The following is a 15,326-nucleotide window of genomic DNA, read 5'->3' as shown; positions in this document are numbered from 1 at the left end:
CGAAGTGATCGAGTGCCGCGGTGGTCAGCCCAGGCCGCCCAGGTTGACCATCCAGCTGACGCCGAACTTGTCGACGAGGTCGCCGTACTCGTCGCCCCACATCTGCTTCTCCAGCGGCGTACCGACCTTGCCGCCCTCGGCGAGGGCGTTGAAGTAGTCGCGCAGCACCTCTTCGTCGCCCGACAGCGACACCGTGATGCTGGAACCGGACCTGTACTCCATGCCGGGAGGCGTGTCGGCGGCCATGATCGTGTAGCCGAGGTCGGTCTCCAGCTGCGCGTGCATGATCTGGTCGGCCTGCGGCGTGTCCTGCATGCCGAACTCGCCGAAGGTGTTGATCTTCAGTTCGCCGCCGAAGACCGAGTGGTAGAACTCCATCGCCTGGCGGGCTTGACCGTCGAAGCTGATGTACGGGTTGAGGCGAGTGGCCACCGGAATCGCTCCTTCAGATGAGACGGACCCGCATCCTCGCAAACCCTTGGTACACCTACAACTTGAAGTTATTCAGTAACACCGGAGTCACCCTGTGCGACCTTGCCCGCGTACATGAGTGTGGCCTCGGGCGTGAGCGGGTGGAACGTTCCGGCGCGCACGTCGCGGTAGGCCCGCTCCAGCGGCGACCGCTTGAAGAACGACCGTCCACCCAGGACCTCCATCGCGAGGTCGACGACCTCGATGGCCTCCACGACGGCCTGCCGCTTGGCCAGCATCACGGTGATGGTCGACTCGGCGTTGGCCGTGTAGTCGTCGCCGAGTTCCTCGACCGAGCCCATCAGCGACCACCACGCGGTGCGCAGCTTGTAGTCCATCAACCCGATCTGCCGGGTGGCGTTCTTCGACGTCGTCCGCACGGCCACGTCCCGCGCGCCCGACGCGATGCCGAAGTAAGTCGCCCCGCACACCGGTGCGAAGTGGACGACCGCGGCGAACAGGGGTGCGCCGAACTCGCCGTACGGCCGGCGGGCGGCGATCTTCTCCGCCGGGATGAACACGTCCTCCAGCACCACGTCGTGGCTGGCCGTGCCGCGCATGCCGAGCGTGTCCCACGTTTCCTCGACGCGCACGCCGTCCGCGTTCAGCGGCGCGCTGAAGTGCAGCACCTCGTCACCGAGAACAGCGGACGTGGCCACGACGTTCGCGCGCGGCGACTGGCTGCAGAACGCCTTGCGGCCGTTCACCAGGAAACCGCCGTCCACCGGCGTCGCCGTCGTCGTGGGCCACAGCCAGTCCGAGCCGCCGCTGGTCGCGATGACCAGGCCTTCCGCGGCCACGCGCCGCAGCACGCCCTCCGCGTCCGGGGCGCCCTTGCGCCGGCGATATCCCTGCATCAGCGTCAGGTACAGGTGCATGGTGACGGCCAGCGCGGTGGCGCCGTCGTGCCGGGCGAGCTCGGCCTGGGCGTAGCAGACCTGGCGCATCGTGGCGCCGAGCCCGCCCAGTTCCTCGGGTACGGCCAACGCCAGGTAGCCCTCCTCGCGCATGGCCTCGTACGCCTCGCTCACGAACGTGGCGTCGCGGTCGTGCTCGGACGCGTGGGCCGCCGCGATCGCGCCGATGCGCGCGGCCATGTCCGTGAACTTCGCGTCGTCGTCTCTGGTCACGGTGGGGAACGTGCTGGTCACCCGCGGTGTCTCAAGTGTTGTCATGCGACAAACGTAAGAACGCGCAAGCCCCGCAGGTAGTTCTGAAAGTGAACCGGACGGCGGTAACGAATCGCCGCCGGCGACGGAGACTTTCCCTGTGAGGACGTATGCGCAGTACTGCCCGATCGTCCGCGCCGTCGAGGTGCTGGGCGACCGGTGGACGTTGCTGATCGTGCGGGACATGCTCATCGGTGCCTCGCGCTTCAACGAGCTGTCCCGCGGCCTGCCGGGACTCTCGCGGGCCCTGCTGTCACGACGGCTGCGGCAGCTCGCGAACGCCGGTCTGGTGCAACGCAACGGTGACGGCTACACGCTGACGCCACCGGGATTGGCGTTGCGCCCCTTGGTGTTCGGTCTCGCCGACTGGGGCGCCCGGTACGCGTTCGGCGATCCGCGGGCCGACGAGCTCGACCCCGAGGTGCTGATGTGGTGGATGCACGGCCGCGTCGACACCGGCACGCTGACCAAGCGCGCGAACATCGAGGTCCGCATCAACGACCGGCGCCGCACGTTCTGGCTCGTCGTCGAACCCGGCGACGCCTCGATCTGCTACACCGACCCCGGCCTGGAGGTCGACGCCGTGCTGGCGTCCGACATCGCGACGCTCTACCGGATGTGGGAGGGCGAGGTCGGCCTGCTCGACGCGGTGCGCGCGGGCACGATCGAGCTGACCGGGACGCGCTGGGTGGTGCGCGGCCTGCCGGACTGGCTCAAGCTCAGCCCGGTCGCCGAGCACGTGCGCGCCGCCAAGGCAGACGCCTGACCAGCGCGGACAAGATTTTCGAAGATTTTCTGGGTTGTCGTGTCGATCCGGACTGGTGCCCGTTCGACGCATCAGTGGAAGGACACGACACCCCAGGAGGAACTCGACATGACCGCCACGATCACCACCCCCGCCGTTGTCGTTCGCAGGTCCGCCGCCGCCCGGCACGCGACGCTCGTGACCCGCGTGCTGACCGGTCTGCTGTTCACCGTCACCGGCCTGAACGGGTTCCTGAACTTCATGCCCGCACCGGATCCGAGCACGATGGCACCCGCCGGGGTGGCGTTCAGCGCGGCGCTCTACGCGACCGGCTACATGTTGCAGCTGGCGTCCGGTGTGCAGGTCGTCGCCGGTGTCCTGCTGGTCGCCGGCCGGTTCGTCCCGCTGGCGCTCGCGTTGCTGGCTCCGATGGTCGTGAACATCTTCCTGTTCCACGTCTTCCTGGAGCCGTCGGGCATCGGCATGGCCCTGTTCGTGGTCGCCGCCGAGATCGGACTGGCGTGGGCGTACCGCGACAAGTTCCGCCCGATGCTGCAGGCCCGCTAGCCCCTACCGGGCCGTGAACGTGGCCAGCAGTGCCTGCACCTCGTAGACGTCGACGCCCTTGCCGAACTGCTTGGAGATCGGGGCGTCGGCGCTGGAGATCCAGATCTTCAGCTCCGCGTCCATGTCGAAGTGGCCGGCGGTCTCGACCGAGAACTGCGTGATCGCCTTGTACGGCACGGAGTGGTACTCGACCTTCTTGCCCGTCATGCCCTGCTTGTCGACCAGGATCAGCCTCCGGTCGGTGAACAGGAACGAGTCCCGCACCAGCTGGTACGCCGCGTGGATCTGCTCCCCCTGCGCCAGCAGCCGCCCGAACTCCTTCGCGGCGTCCCGCGGGTCGAGCTTCGACGCGTTCCCCATCATTCCGCTGAGAAGTCCCATACGTCCACGTTTACCAGGCTTTCCGAAACCTTGTCCCGGTGCTGGGCTTCTCCTGTCCGAGCGCTTCCCGTCGTACCCCGAAAGTGGATCTCAACAGCCACTCGATCGGGGAGAACGACACGATGCGCAAGCACCTCATCGGCGCCGCCGGACTGACCGGGGTCACCGCCCTGCTCGTCGGATGTTCCAGCGCCCCAGCACAAACCGCCGCTGGAACGGACGTGGCGCCGACGACCGAGCAGGTCAAGGCGTTGTTCGCCGACTGGAACAACGCCCTCGCCACGGGGGACGCCCAGAAGGTGGCCGATCGCTACGCTCCGAACGCGGTCCTGCTGCCCACGGTGTCGAACCAGGTGCGGTCCACGCGGGCCGAGATCGTCGACTACTTCGAGCACTTCCTGCTGAACAAGCCGAGCGGGGAGATCCTCGACTCGCACGTCGCCGTCCTGGACGCCGACGACGCGATCGACGCGGGCACCTACCGGTTCGCGCTCACCAAGGACGGCAAGGCGTCGACCGTGGACGCCCGCTACACGTTCGTCTACGAGAAGATCGGCGGGAAGTGGCTCATCGTGAACCACCACTCGTCGGCGATGCCGGAGCAAGTCTGATCCGCACGCACAACCCGCCGCTGGACGAGGCCTCCAGCGACACCGCGCCGCCGTCGTCGGTGACGAGCTGCTTGACGATCGCGAGGCCGAGGCCGGAGCCGCCCTTGCCGGTGAGGCCCTGACCGCGCCAGAACCGGTCGAACGCCCGCGCCCGGTCGGCCTCCGGCAGGCCGGGGCCGGCGTCGATGATCTCCACCAGGCCCGGCCGGGTGGTGCGGATGAGGATCGCGGCGCCGTCCGGGGACACCTCCAGCGCGTTGGACAGCACGTTGTCCAGCACCTGCTCGAGGTGGCCGGGCGTCGCGAGGACGCGGATGTCGAAACCCTCGCTGACCAGGGAGATCGAGCGTTCGTCGGCGGCGGCGCGCCACGCGGTGAACCGTTCCGCGACGACGTCGAGCACCTGCACCGGTTCGGGGTGGGGGACGTCCGCCTCCGCCCGTGCCAGCGCCAGCAACCCGTTGACCAGCCGGGACATCCGCACGACCTCGGCCGTCGCCATCTCGACGTCCTCGCGGACCACCGGGTCGTCGACGCCGTCGGCCACGTTGTCGAGCGAGAGCCGCAGCGCGGTCAGCGGCGTGCGGAGCTGGTGGGAGGCGTCGCCGATGAACGCCCGTTGCGAGCCGACCAGCGTGCCGATCGTCTCGGTGGCGGTGTTCAGCGTCCTGGCCAGGGTGCGGGTCTCCGGCGGTCCGGTCTCCTCGGCCCGCGCGGACAGGTCGCCGTCGCGCAGCCGGCCCGCCATCGCGTTCAGCTCGCGCAACGGCCGGGTGACCCTGCGCGCCAGCCACAGGCCCAGGAACGCAGCCAGGATCAGCACACCCACGGCGAGTGCGGCCCGGAAACCCCAGATCTGCCACAGCCGTTGCGTGATCGGACCGTCCGGATAGGACAGCCGGATCGCACCGACGACCTTGCCGTCCGGTGCCTTCGCCGGCACCGTGAGCTTCAGCCCCTCGTCGTCCCAGACCGTCGATTCCCCTTGGGGCTCCAGCACGTCGATCTGGCCGGGCGTCTGGCGTTCGTAGGCGTCCACCAAGGCGTTCAACGACCTGGTGTCGCCCGAGGCGAGCAGCAACGCGGCGGTGTCGGCCTCGCGGCGTGCGGTGTTCACGGCGTCGCCGTAGATCTGGCTGTTCAGCGTGAACGCCACCGGCACCGTGAACGCGGCGATCGCCACCGCCACCAGCAGCACGTAGCTCCAGGCGAGCTGGCGGATCACGAGAGCACCAGCCGGAATCCCACGCCCCGCACGGTTTCCAGCGAGGCCGCGTCACCGAGCTTGCGGCGCAGCACTCCGACGTGCACGTCGAGCGTCTTGGTGGGGCCGAACCAGTTCTCGTCCCACACCGCCTCCATGATCTGCTCGCGGGTGAACACCGCGCCCGGTTCCTCGGCCAGGAACGCCAGCAGGTCGAACTCCTTCGGCGTCAGCTCGACCTCGCCACCGTCGAGGTGCACCCGACGTCCGCGCCGGTCGATGCGCACCCGCCCGTGGGTGTCGGGTTCGCGTTGAGCAGGCTGCGCGCGCCGGAGAACCGCACGCATTCGTGCGACGACCTCGCGCACCCCGAACGGTTTGGTGACGTAGTCGTCGGCGCCGATCTCCAGCCCGACCACCCGGTCGACCTCGTCGGACCGTGCGCTGATCACGATGATCGGCACGTCCCCGCGCGCCCGCAGCTCACGGCAGACGTCGAGGCCGTCCATGTCGGGCAGCCCCAGATCGACGAGCACGAGGGCGAAGTCTCCGGCCGTCAGCGCCTCCGCGCCCGTGCGCACCCACCGGACCTCGAACCCGTAGCGGGACAGCCCTCGCGTGAGCGATTCCGCGATCGGCTCGTCGTCCTCCACCAGCAGCACCCGCATGGGCGCTGATCATTCCATTGAACGAGGCAGGGCGTTGCGCAGCCGGATGCCGCTGAACTCCTGCCCGCTGCCGGTGACCTCGTCGCAGAACGGCCAGAGGTTGGCCAGCAGGCGCAGTTCGATCCCCGCCTCCTCGTGCAGCGCGAACAGGTCGCCGACGCGTCGGCCGGACCCAGCGGCACCACCGGTTCGGTCGCGACGTGGGCGTGCCCACCGCCGGGGCCGTCCTCGCCGAACGGCGTGAACGCGCTCGCGTCGAACCGGTACGCGTACAGCTCGACGGTCCGCATCCGTTCCAGCCACCCGTACTCGATCGCGTGCACCCTGCTCGTGGCGGTCCACGTCATCACCCGCGGGCACTGCCGGGGAAACCAGTAGTCGGGGGAGCGCCGAGCGTCCACGGCCCACACGTACTCACCGGGCTGCCGCGCGGTCGCCGCCAGGTGCGGGACGAACCGGGTGATCGACGGATCTTCGGAGAAGTGCAGGACCTGACCTGGTTCGGGGCGCATGTGGTCGATACTGACCCGCATGCGGAGGTTGACGCTCGCGGTTTTGCTGGTCCTCGCCGGCTGCTCGTCAGGCGGTGCGGACAACACGGTCGGCTTCACGGCGGTCGACCTCACGGCCACGCCCGAAGCGTTGGCGACGCACGGCGACATGCTGGTCATCGGCACCCGTCCGTCCGACCACCCGGAACTCGTGACGCGGACCAAAGACGGCGCGCTGAGCAACTCCAGGCTGACCCCGGCGACCCCGTACGGCAAGGAAGCGCACTGGTACGGCATCACCTCCGACGGCACCACGATCACCGGCGTCGGCGGCGAACGCGGCGGCGCGCACGGCAACGTCCGCTGGAGCGCCTGGACCGGCGACACCCGTGCCATCAACGAGAAACCGCAGGCCTTCAGCACGTTCGGCGGCTACGGCGCGGGAGAGCTGATCGGCCCGGTGCGCACCGCCAAGGGTCCGTTGATCATCGGCACCTGGCAGAGCGACAAGGCCGGCCTCGACCTCGCGGCCTGGACCTTCGCGGACGACACCTGGACCCGGCAGCCGTCCGCCGGCACCGTGCTGGAGAGCTCGCAGGAACTCCTCCGGTTCCCGCTGGCCGTCACCCCCGACGGCGACGGCGCCCTGGTCGTGGGCTGGCAGATCGCGAAGGGCGTGGTGAGCGCCGCGGTCTGGCGGTTCGACGGCACCACCTGGACCACCTCGACCCTCCCCGACGGCGACGCCGCGCTGGCCGCCCGTTGCTGGGACGGCACCTGTCACGTCGTGGGGCGGAGCAAGGGCAAGCTCGCCTGGTGGTCGGGCCCGGACTGGAAGAAGCTGACCACGCCGGACGTCCCGGTCGGCGACGACGACACCCTGGCGGCCCCGGTCGACGTCAACGGCACGCCGACGCTGCTCGTGGACCACGGCGGCGTCAAGCTGGTGTCCGAAAAGGACGAACGCCCGGCGAAGGGCCCGTCCGGCAAGGTGGTGGCGGCGGAGAAGGTCGGCGACCAGGTGTTCGTGATCGCCGGCGGCCGGCTGTGGCGCCTCACCTAGAGAGCAAGGCCCGCAACGTCTCCAGTCCGTCCAGCACGGCCTTGCGCTCCGCGGGGGAGGCCGCGTCCAGTGCTCGGGCCAGCCGCCCGTACGGCCCTTCGGAGATCTCGCGCGTGTAGCCCCGCACCGGTTCGGTCACCTCGATCCGCGTGTACCGGCGGTCGTGCGGATCGGGTTCCCGCGTCACGAGTCCGCGCGCCTGCAGCCGGTCGACGATCCCGGACGTCGTGGAGTGCGACAGGCTCAGCCGCCGCGCCAGCTCGGTGACCGTCGCCGAGCCCTCCACCACCAGCGATCTGATCAGCTCGACCTGAGGTGCGGTCAGTCCCTTGCGCGCCTGGTCGCTGGACGGGTCGACGGCCGTCGTCAGCAGCTCCTGCCGCAACGCGCGCAGGTGCGCCATCACCGACTCCGCGTCCTCGAAAACCTCAGCCACAACGGCCAGTCTAGGGGTACGTTGCATGCGACGCGTCGTATGCGACGGATTAAGGGGAGACCGATGGCGATCAAGCGCGTACCCACCCCCGCCGGTGACGAGGCCTGGCTGATCACCGGCTACGACCAGGTCAAGGCCCTGCTCGCGGACCGCAGGCTCGGCCGCGGCCACGCCGACCCGGACAACGCGCCGAGGTTCACCACCTCCGCGATCCTCGGCAGGCCGCAGAAGGCCACCGCGGAGGAGGAGAACGAGCGGCACGCGTGGATGCGCGGAATGCTCGCGCCGGAGTTCTCCGCGAAGCGCATGGAGGCGATGCGCCCACGGGTGCGTCAGCTGCTGCACGACCTGCTCGACGACCTGGTGGAACAGGACCAGCCCGCCGATTTCCACGAGGCGGTGTCGTTCTCGCTGCCGGTGCTGGTGATCTGCGAACTCCTGGGTGTCCCCGCGGAGGACCGGGAAGAGTTCCGCCACTGGTCAGAGGCCATGAGCACGCTGAACGACGAGCAGAAGTCGCTGCGGGGTTATGCGAAGCTCTGGGGATACATGAGCGAACTCGTCGCGCTGAAGAAGGCAAATCCGGGCGACGACGTCATAACTCGCATGATCGAGCAGAATCCAGGCGCCCGTGAACAGGAAATAGCCCAGCTCAGCGCCGGTCTGCTGTTCGCGGGCCACGAGACGACGGTCTCCGCGATCGACCGCGCGGTGATGTTGCTCGGCCTCCACCCCGGCCAGTGGGACGTGCTCAAACGAAATCCGGAGAGCATCCCCGCCACCGTCGAGGAGGTGCTGCGCCACCGCTCACCCGTGTCGACCCGCTCGGAGGACTCCGGGCTGCCCCGGTACGCGATGGCCGACGTCGAGGTCGAGGGAACGACCATCCCGGCCGGCGACCTGGTGTTGCTCGGCATCGACCAGGCCAACCGCGACGAGCACCGCTTCCCCGACCCCGCCGCCTTCCTCCCGCGCGTCCCCAACCCGCACCTGTCGTTCGGGCACGGCTTCCGGTTCTGCGTCGGGGCGCCGCTCGCCAGGGTCGAACTGACCGAGACCCTCGAAGCCCTTGTGACGCGCTTCACGACGTTCGGCCTAGCCGGAGACCTCGCCGCACTGAGCAGGAGGACGGAACAGCTGGTGGGCGGGGTGGTCCAGCTCCCGGTCCGCTGGACGGAGGCCTGACCTGCTCCTGATCGATGCAGTAACCCTGCAGTCACAAGGGGCTCCACAGCGTGATGCCCGGTTTCTGATCACATTGCGCTGCTTGTCCCACATCTTCTGGTCAATGCATTCACCCAGATGCGTCACATCCATCCGTGGTGAGACAGAACTTCACGGTGAATACGGCGATCCGGCCGCACAATGGTCACGCTTCGGCACACAATTGGCGAGAGTCAACTGTTGATGTGGCAGTTCGGCCGACCTTTCCTCCACGCATGGGTGACTATGGCCCGGTCAGTGGGCCCCCGCGTAATGGTGGGGGTGGGCAGCGGTCCGCCAGATCGGCGGTTAATCTCTTGCAACTCGTCCACTGCAATCCAGTGTGCCGATGTCGCAACCACCGGGGAGAGGACTGAACACGGGTGGCCGGATTTCTGTTGCGGCGGTTGGTCAACTACGTGGTGCTAGCCCTTGTGGCGACGTTCCTCGCGTTCACGTTGGCCTCCGCCACCTTTGACCCGATCGGGGTGCTGCAACAACGCAACCCACCGCCACCGGCGGCGTCGATCGAGGCGAAGAAACGAGACCTGCACCTCGACCAGCCGATCCCGCAGCGGTTCGTCACGTGGATGGGCGGGGTGGTGCAGGGCGACTTCGGCCGCACGATCACCGATCGCCCGATCACCGACGAGCTCGGCAGGCGCATCGGCGTGAGCTTGAGGTTGTTCCTGCTGGGCATCACCATCGGCATCCTGTTCGGCGTGCTGCTCGGTGTGGTGAGCGCGATCCGGCAGTACAAGTTCAGCGACTACTTCGCGACCCTGTTCAGCTTCATACTGCTGTCCACGCCGGTGTTCGTGCTGGGCACGCTGCTCAAGATGGGCGCTCAGGGGATCAACGACTCCATCGGCACGAACGTGCTGATCTTCGTCGGTGAGACGACACCCGGATTCCAGGGCAACTGGTTCGAGCACCTCGGCGACCGGCTGCAGCACCTGATCGTGCCGACGCTCGCGATCGCTCTCGGCCAGATCGCCTACTACAGCCGCTACCAGCGTTCGTCGATGCTCGACGTGCTCGGCAGCGACTTCCTGCGCACCGCCCAGGCCAAGGGGCTGACCCGCCGCAAGGCGCTGTTCAAGCACGGCCTGCGCACCGCGCTGATCCCGATGGCGACCCTGTTCGCGTTCGGTTTCGGCCTGCTCGTCGTCGGTGGCACGTTCACCGAGCGGATCTTCGGCTGGTTCGGCATGGGTGACTGGCTCGTCACCGGCATCTCGGCGCAGGACACGAACATCACCGCCACGGTGACGCTCTTCGTCGCGGTGTGCGTGCTGTTCTCCGGCTGGCTCGCCGACGTGCTGTACGCCGCGCTCGACCCCCGAATCCGCGTGAACTAGGCAAGGTGACGACGACGTGACCGTGATCCTCAACGAGGGCGACGCCGCCGGAACCACCGGTGCCGCCTCCGGTGGCCCCGTCGACGCGGCGCCCGAACCGGGCAAGGCGATGACGCGCGGCAGGCTCGTGCTCATCCGATTCATGCGCAACAAGCTGGCTCTGGTCGGCCTGGTGCTCATCGTCGGCATGTACCTGATGGCGTTCGTGGGCCCGTTCCTGACGAAGTGGTCCTACGACACCCAGGACTACACCGCGTTCCTGGAGCCCCCTTACTCCGAGCACATCTTCGGCACCGACAAGATCGGTACCGACATCTTCGCGCTGACGATGCGCGGGCTGCAGAAGTCGTTGATCATCGGCCTGCTCGTGGCGCTGATCTCGACGACCGTCGCCGCGATCGTCGGTGCCGCCGCCGGCTACTTCCTCGGTGCCGCCGACAAGGCGCTCATGTGGGTCGTCGACCTGCTGCTGGTGCTGCCGTCGTTCCTGATCATCGCGATCCTGAGCCCGTGGTTCCGCGGCAAGTCGTGGTTCCTGCTGGTGCTGATGCTCGCGGCGTTCCAGTGGATGATCACCGCCCGCATCGTGCGCGGCATGACGCTGACGCTGAAGGAACGCGAGTTCGTGAAGGCGGCCAAGTTCATGGGCCAGCCCGCACGCAAGATCATCGCGAAGCACATCGTGCCGAACATGGCGTCGTTGCTCATCATCGACGCGACGATCAACGTCGGTTCCGCCGTGCTCGCCGAGACGGGCCTGAGCTACTTCGGGTTCGGCGTCCAGTCGCCCGACGTCTCGCTCGGCACCCTGATCGGACTCAACGCCGAGTCCGCGACGACCTTCCCCTGGCTGTTCCTGTTCCCGGCGGGCTTCCTCGTCGTGTTCGTGCTGGCGGTGAACTGGGTCGGCGACGGGCTTCGCGACGCGCTCGACCCCACCTCCACGCGCGTGCGCCGCAAGGAGAAGAAGGACACCAAGGAGAAGGCCGCCTGATGACCACCTCGGAGCTTCAGTTCGACACTCCGGCCGACCCGGTCGCCACCGGCCCGGTTCTGCAGGTCGAGGACCTTCACGTGTCCTTCCCCAGCGAGTCCGGACGCGTCCACGCCGTGCGCGGCCTGAGCTACCACGTCTCGCCCGGTGAGGTCCTCGGCATCGTCGGCGAGTCCGGCTCGGGCAAGTCCGTGTCGTCGCTCGCCGTCATGGGCCTGCTGCCGTCCTCGGCGCGCATCTCCGGTTCCATCAAGTTCCAGGGCCGCGAGCTGATCGGCCAGAACGACGGCGAGCTGTCGAAGATCCGCGGCCGCCGCATCTCGATGGTGTTCCAGGACCCGCTGTCCGCGTTGACGCCGGTCTACACCGTCGGCGACCAGATCGCCGAGGCGATCCTGGTGCACCGCAAGGTGTCCAAGTCCGTTGCGGCCAAGCGCGCGGTCGAGCTGCTCGACCTCGTCGGCATCCCGAACGCCGTCGAGCGCGCCAAGGCGTTCCCGCACGAGTTCTCCGGCGGCATGCGGCAGCGCGCGGTGATCGCGATGGCGATCGCCAACGACCCCGACCTGATCATCGCCGACGAGCCGACCACCGCGCTCGACGTGACGGTGCAGGCGCAGGTGCTGCAGCTGATGGAGACCGCGCAGGAGGTCACCGGCGCGGGCATCGTGATCATCACCCACGACCTCGGCGTCGTCGCCGGGTTCGCGGATCGGCTGATGGTCATGTACGCGGGCCGCGCCGTCGAAAAGGGCCACGTCGACGAGATCTACCAGCGGCCGCGCATGCCGTACACGCTCGGCCTGCTCGGCTCGATCCCGCGTCTCGACGTCAGCGAGAAGCAGGCGCTCGTGCCGATCAAGGGCCAGCCGCCGTCGCTCACGGACCTGCCGGACGGCTGCCCGTTCGCGCCGCGCTGCCCGATGGTCGTCGACGCCTGCCACACCGTCGAACCGCCGCTGGTGGACGTCGACGGTTCGGCCGAGCACAGCGCCGCGTGCATCCGCACCAACGAGATCGCCGCGGCCGACGCCGAGGGCGCCGAGGCCGCCGTCGAGATCTTCGGTGCCGAGGTGGCCCCCGAGCCCGAGGTCGCGAAGATCCCGCGCGAGCAGCGCGAAGTCGTGCTGGGGCTCGACAACCTCGTCAAGGAGTACCCGGTCAACAAGGGCGTGGTGTTCAAGCGCCAGGTCGGCACCGTGCACGCGGTCGCGGGCATCACGTTCGACGTCCGCGAGGGCGAGACCCTGGGCCTCGTCGGCGAGTCGGGCTGCGGCAAGACCACGACGCTGATGGAGATCCTCAACCTCCAGAAGCCCATGGGCGGCGAGATCTCCGTGCTCGGCACGAAGTCGTCCGAAGTGGACGCCAAGCGCCGCTTCGCGATCCGCCGCGACATGTCGGTGGTCTTCCAGGACCCGATGGCGTCGCTCGACCCGCGCATCACGATCCACGACTGCATCGCCGAGCCGATGCAGGTGCACGGCTACACCAAGGACGAGATCAACCGGCGCGTGCCGGAGCTCATGCGGCTCGTCGGCCTGCGTCCCGAGCAGCTGTCGCGCTACCCCGGTGAGTTCTCCGGCGGTCAGCGGCAGCGCATCGGCATCGCGCGGGCGCTCGCGCTCGAACCGAAGCTCGTCGTGCTCGACGAGCCGGTGTCGGCGCTGGACGTCTCCATCCAGGCGGGTGTCATCAACCTGCTGGAGGAGCTCAAGTCCAAGCTGGGCCTGGCCTACCTGTTCGTGGCCCACGACCTGTCGGTGGTGCGCCACATCGCGGACCGGGTGGCCGTGATGTACCTCGGGAAGATCATCGAGATCGGCGAGGTGGACTCGGTGTTCGACGCGCCGCGCCACCCGTACACGCAGGCACTGCTGTCCGCGATCCCGATTCCCGACCCCGTCAAGGAACGTCAGCGGGAGAGGATCATCCTCACCGGCGACCTGCCGAGCCCGGCGAACCCGCCGTCCGGCTGCCGTTTCCGCACGCGGTGCTTCCTGCACGCGTCGCTGCCGCCCGAGCAGCAGCGCAAGTGCATCGAGGTCGAACCGCCGCGCGAAGTCCAGGCCCCCGACCACGAGGCCGCCTGCCACTTCGCCCAAGTCCGTCAGGTGCTCTGATGCATCCGTCGCCTCAGAAGCCCTGCGAGCACGAAGGAACAGTGTCCCCGGCAACTGGTGTCCGGGCACGAGGGAGGTTCACGACAGTGAGTCGACGTACCAAGGTGGGTGTGACCGCGCTGGCCGTCGTCGCCCTCACGCTTACCGCGTGTGGGGGGCCCAGCAAGACCGACTCCGGGCTCAAGGGCGCGGACAACGCGATCGGCCAAGCGGACATCAACCCGCAGGACGCGTCCAAGGTCAAGGACGGCGGCGAGTTCCGCTGGCCCGTCGACCAGTTGCCGGACAACTGGAACTACAACCAGCTCGACGGCACCAACGCCGACGGTCGTCGCATGATCGACACGGTCATGCCGAACCTGTTCAAGCAGAAGGCCGACTCGACGATCGAGGTCAACAAGGACTTCCTCGACGACGCGAAGCTCGCCTCCTCCGACCCGCAGGTCCTCGAGTTCAAGATCAGCTCGAAGGCCAAGTGGTCGGACGGCACCGCGCTGTCCTGGCAGGACTTCGAGGCGCAGTGGAAGTCCCTCAACGGGACCGACAAGGCCTACGAGGTCGCCGGCACCACCGGCTACGAGGACGTCGAGAAGGTCGAGAAGGGCGCGACCGACCTCGACGTCAAGGTGACGTTCAAGAAGAAGTTCGCCGAGTGGAAGGGTGGCCTGTTCTCGCCGCTCTACCCGAAGTCCATGTCCTCCTCGGCTGAGGAGTTCAACAAGGGCTGGGCCGACGCGCCGAAGATCACCGGCGGTCCGTTCAAGATCGGCACGATCGACCGCACCGCCAAGACCGTCACGGTCGTGCGCGACAGCAACTGGTGGGGCGACAAGCCCAAGCTCGAGAAGATCACCTTCCGTCAGGTCGACCGCCCCGCGCTCGCGGACGCGCTCTCCAACGGCCAGATCGACTTCTTCGACATCGGCTCCAGCATCGACAACTTCGCCAAGGCGAAGACGATCCAGGGCGTCACCATCCGTCAGGCGATCACGCCGGACTACTCGCACATCACCTTCAACGGCGCCGACTCGTCGATCCTGAAGGACGCGAAGCTCCGCGTCGCCCTGATGAAGGGCATCGACACCAAGGTCATCACCACGGCTCTGCTCGGTCAGATGCTGAAGGGTGACGCGCAGGTCACGGGTAACCACTTCTTCCTGCTCGGTTCCGCCGGCTACAAGGACAACTCGGCCGTCGCGGCGTTCGACAAGGAAGCCGCGAAGAAGCAGCTCGACGAGCTGGGCTGGAAGCTCGAGGGCGAGACCCGCAAGAAGGATGGCAAGGAACTGGTCATCCGGTACGTCATCCCGACGCCGAACCCCGTCTCGGACAGCATCGCGAAGCTCGTGCAGACGCAGCTGAAGGAGGTCGGCGCCAAGGTCGACATCCAGGCCGTGCCGTCGACCGACTTCTTCAAGCAGTTCGTGAACGTCGGCAACTTCGACATGACCGGCTTCCGCTGGCTGGCCTCGGCCACGCCGATCTCGGACAGCAAGGGCATCTACACGCTCGACCCGGCCAGCACCAACCAGAACTACGGCCGGATCGGCTCCGAAGAGGTCAACAAGCTGCTGGAGCAGGCCAACGGTGAGCTCGACGACACCAAGCGCCTGGAGCTCGCCAACGAGGCGGACAAGAAGATCTGGGAGCTGGGCGCCCAGCTGCCGCTCTACCAGCTGCCCGGCGCGGTCGCGGTGAAGAGCAACGTCGCCAACTTCGGTGCCGTCGCGTACGCGAACCGTCCGTACGACTACATCCACATGGGCTTCACCGAGTGATGATGTAGTGAGCTGTCGAACGGCCCGGCGGGTCCTTCCGCCGGGCCGTTTCTTTCTGTTT

General features: G+C 68.0%; 16 protein-coding genes and 1 pseudogene. 9 read left to right on the top strand and 8 right to left on the bottom strand.

What is annotated here, in order from left to right; genetic code table 11:
* Nucleotides 1-24 precede the first annotated feature (24 nt).
* Both ACH413_RS10755 and ACH413_RS10750 read right to left on the bottom strand, forming a co-directional pair.
* On the bottom strand, nt 25-432 hold the full coding sequence (locus ACH413_RS10755) for a VOC family protein (protein ID WP_360030724.1): 408 nt from the start codon (nt 430-432) through the stop codon (nt 25-27).
* A gap of 68 nt (nt 433-500) precedes the next feature.
* Nucleotides 501-1,646 (bottom strand): acyl-CoA dehydrogenase family protein, encoded by a 1,146-nt coding sequence (locus tag ACH413_RS10750; RefSeq protein WP_360030722.1) that lies wholly within the window; start codon nt 1,644-1,646, stop codon nt 501-503.
* Between the two features lie 94 nt (nt 1,647-1,740).
* On the opposite strand from ACH413_RS10750, the gene ACH413_RS10745 reads away from it, so the two are divergent.
* Together ACH413_RS10745 and ACH413_RS10740 are read left to right on the top strand one after the other, a co-directional pair.
* Nucleotides 1,741-2,406 (top strand): helix-turn-helix domain-containing protein, encoded by a 666-nt coding sequence (locus ACH413_RS10745; RefSeq protein WP_360030720.1) that lies wholly within the window; start codon nt 1,741-1,743, stop codon nt 2,404-2,406.
* Nucleotides 2,407-2,514: 108 nt separating this feature from the next.
* Nucleotides 2,515-2,952: a DoxX family membrane protein gene (locus tag ACH413_RS10740; protein ID WP_360030718.1), complete on the top strand. Its 438-nt coding sequence runs from the start codon at nt 2,515-2,517 to the stop codon at nt 2,950-2,952.
* Between the two features lie 3 nt (nt 2,953-2,955).
* Here ACH413_RS10740 and ACH413_RS10735 read toward each other — a convergent pair whose 3' ends face one another.
* Entirely contained in the window at nt 2,956-3,333 is a 378-nt protein-coding gene (locus ACH413_RS10735) for a PH domain-containing protein (protein WP_360030716.1), read from the bottom strand.
* Nucleotides 3,334-3,455: 122 nt separating this feature from the next.
* Between ACH413_RS10735 and ACH413_RS10730 the strand changes: the two genes are divergently transcribed.
* Complete coding sequence (locus ACH413_RS10730; protein WP_360030714.1) at nt 3,456-3,944, top strand: SgcJ/EcaC family oxidoreductase; 489 nt, start codon at nt 3,456-3,458, stop codon at nt 3,942-3,944.
* Here ACH413_RS10730 and ACH413_RS10725 read toward each other — a convergent pair.
* The 4 genes and pseudogenes from ACH413_RS10725 to ACH413_RS10710 all read right to left on the bottom strand — a co-directional run.
* Nucleotides 3,901-5,169: a HAMP domain-containing sensor histidine kinase gene (locus ACH413_RS10725; protein WP_360030712.1), complete on the bottom strand. Its 1,269-nt coding sequence runs from the start codon at nt 5,167-5,169 to the stop codon at nt 3,901-3,903. The genes ACH413_RS10730 and ACH413_RS10725 overlap by 44 nt on opposite strands.
* Nucleotides 5,166-5,816, bottom strand: coding sequence for a response regulator transcription factor (locus ACH413_RS10720; RefSeq protein WP_360030710.1), 651 nt, complete (start codon nt 5,814-5,816; stop codon nt 5,166-5,168). The genes ACH413_RS10725 and ACH413_RS10720 overlap by 4 nt, the downstream gene beginning before the upstream one ends.
* Nucleotides 5,817-5,825: 9 nt before the next feature.
* Nucleotides 5,826-6,119, bottom strand: coding sequence for a DUF6886 family protein (locus ACH413_RS10715; protein ID WP_360030708.1), 294 nt, complete (start codon nt 6,117-6,119; stop codon nt 5,826-5,828).
* Nucleotides 6,044-6,328, bottom strand: a pseudogene (locus ACH413_RS10710) (DUF6886 family protein); the annotation flags it as partial. The gene ACH413_RS10715 and the pseudogene ACH413_RS10710, both read right to left, overlap by 76 nt.
* A gap of 19 nt (nt 6,329-6,347) precedes the next feature.
* Between ACH413_RS10710 and ACH413_RS10705 the strand changes: the two are divergent.
* Nucleotides 6,348-7,370 (top strand): hypothetical protein, encoded by a 1,023-nt coding sequence (locus ACH413_RS10705; RefSeq protein ID WP_360030707.1) that lies wholly within the window; start codon nt 6,348-6,350, stop codon nt 7,368-7,370.
* On the opposite strand, the gene ACH413_RS10700 is transcribed toward ACH413_RS10705, so the two are convergent.
* Nucleotides 7,363-7,806: a MarR family transcriptional regulator gene (locus ACH413_RS10700; protein WP_360030705.1), complete on the bottom strand. Its 444-nt coding sequence runs from the start codon at nt 7,804-7,806 to the stop codon at nt 7,363-7,365. The genes ACH413_RS10705 and ACH413_RS10700 overlap by 8 nt on opposite strands.
* Nucleotides 7,807-7,869: 63 nt before the next feature.
* Between ACH413_RS10700 and ACH413_RS10695 the strand changes: the two genes are divergently transcribed.
* The 5 genes from ACH413_RS10695 (at nt 7,870) to ACH413_RS10675 (ending at nt 15,265) form a co-directional block, all read left to right on the top strand.
* Entirely contained in the window at nt 7,870-8,991 is a 1,122-nt protein-coding gene (locus ACH413_RS10695) for a cytochrome P450 (RefSeq protein ID WP_360030703.1), read from the top strand.
* A 401-nt stretch (nt 8,992-9,392) separates the two neighbouring features.
* Complete coding sequence (locus ACH413_RS10690; RefSeq protein ID WP_090068720.1) at nt 9,393-10,370, top strand: ABC transporter permease; 978 nt, start codon at nt 9,393-9,395, stop codon at nt 10,368-10,370.
* Between the two features lie 16 nt (nt 10,371-10,386).
* Nucleotides 10,387-11,364 carry an ABC transporter permease gene (locus ACH413_RS10685; protein ID WP_360030700.1) on the top strand — a complete coding sequence of 326 codons (978 nt, stop codon included), beginning with the start codon at nt 10,387-10,389 and terminating at the stop codon, nt 11,362-11,364.
* A complete protein-coding gene (locus ACH413_RS10680; protein WP_360030698.1) occupies nt 11,364-13,487 on the top strand; it encodes an ABC transporter ATP-binding protein in 2,124 nt (707 codons plus the stop codon). Before ACH413_RS10685 ends, ACH413_RS10680 begins: the two co-directional genes overlap by 1 nt.
* A gap of 86 nt (nt 13,488-13,573) precedes the next feature.
* A complete protein-coding gene (locus ACH413_RS10675; protein ID WP_360030696.1) occupies nt 13,574-15,265 on the top strand; it encodes an ABC transporter family substrate-binding protein in 1,692 nt (563 codons plus the stop codon).
* The last annotated feature ends 61 nt before the right edge of the window (nt 15,266-15,326 follow it).

Origin of the sequence: Lentzea sp. NPDC020367 (genome assembly GCF_044387305.1) — a bacterium.
GTDB lineage: Bacteria > Actinomycetota > Actinomycetes > Mycobacteriales > Pseudonocardiaceae > Lentzea.
This window is presented reverse-complemented; position numbering and strand designations above follow the sequence as displayed.

Coding starts and splice junctions, on each gene's coding strand:
- ACH413_RS10750 (WP_360030722.1), bottom strand. CDS start 1,646: ATGACAACACTTGAGACACCGCGGGTGACCAGCACGTTCCCCACCGTG.
- ACH413_RS10740 (WP_360030718.1), top strand. CDS start 2,515: ATGACCGCCACGATCACCACCCCCGCCGTTGTCGTTCGCAGGTCCGCC.
- ACH413_RS10735 (WP_360030716.1), bottom strand. CDS start 3,333: ATGGGACTTCTCAGCGGAATGATGGGGAACGCGTCGAAGCTCGACCCG.
- ACH413_RS10730 (WP_360030714.1), top strand. CDS start 3,456: ATGCGCAAGCACCTCATCGGCGCCGCCGGACTGACCGGGGTCACCGCC.
- ACH413_RS10720 (WP_360030710.1), bottom strand. CDS start 5,816: ATGCGGGTGCTGCTGGTGGAGGACGACGAGCCGATCGCGGAATCGCTC.
- ACH413_RS10705 (WP_360030707.1), top strand. CDS start 6,348: ATGCGGAGGTTGACGCTCGCGGTTTTGCTGGTCCTCGCCGGCTGCTCG.
- ACH413_RS10695 (WP_360030703.1), top strand. CDS start 7,870: ATGGCGATCAAGCGCGTACCCACCCCCGCCGGTGACGAGGCCTGGCTG.
- ACH413_RS10680 (WP_360030698.1), top strand. CDS start 11,364: ATGACCACCTCGGAGCTTCAGTTCGACACTCCGGCCGACCCGGTCGCC.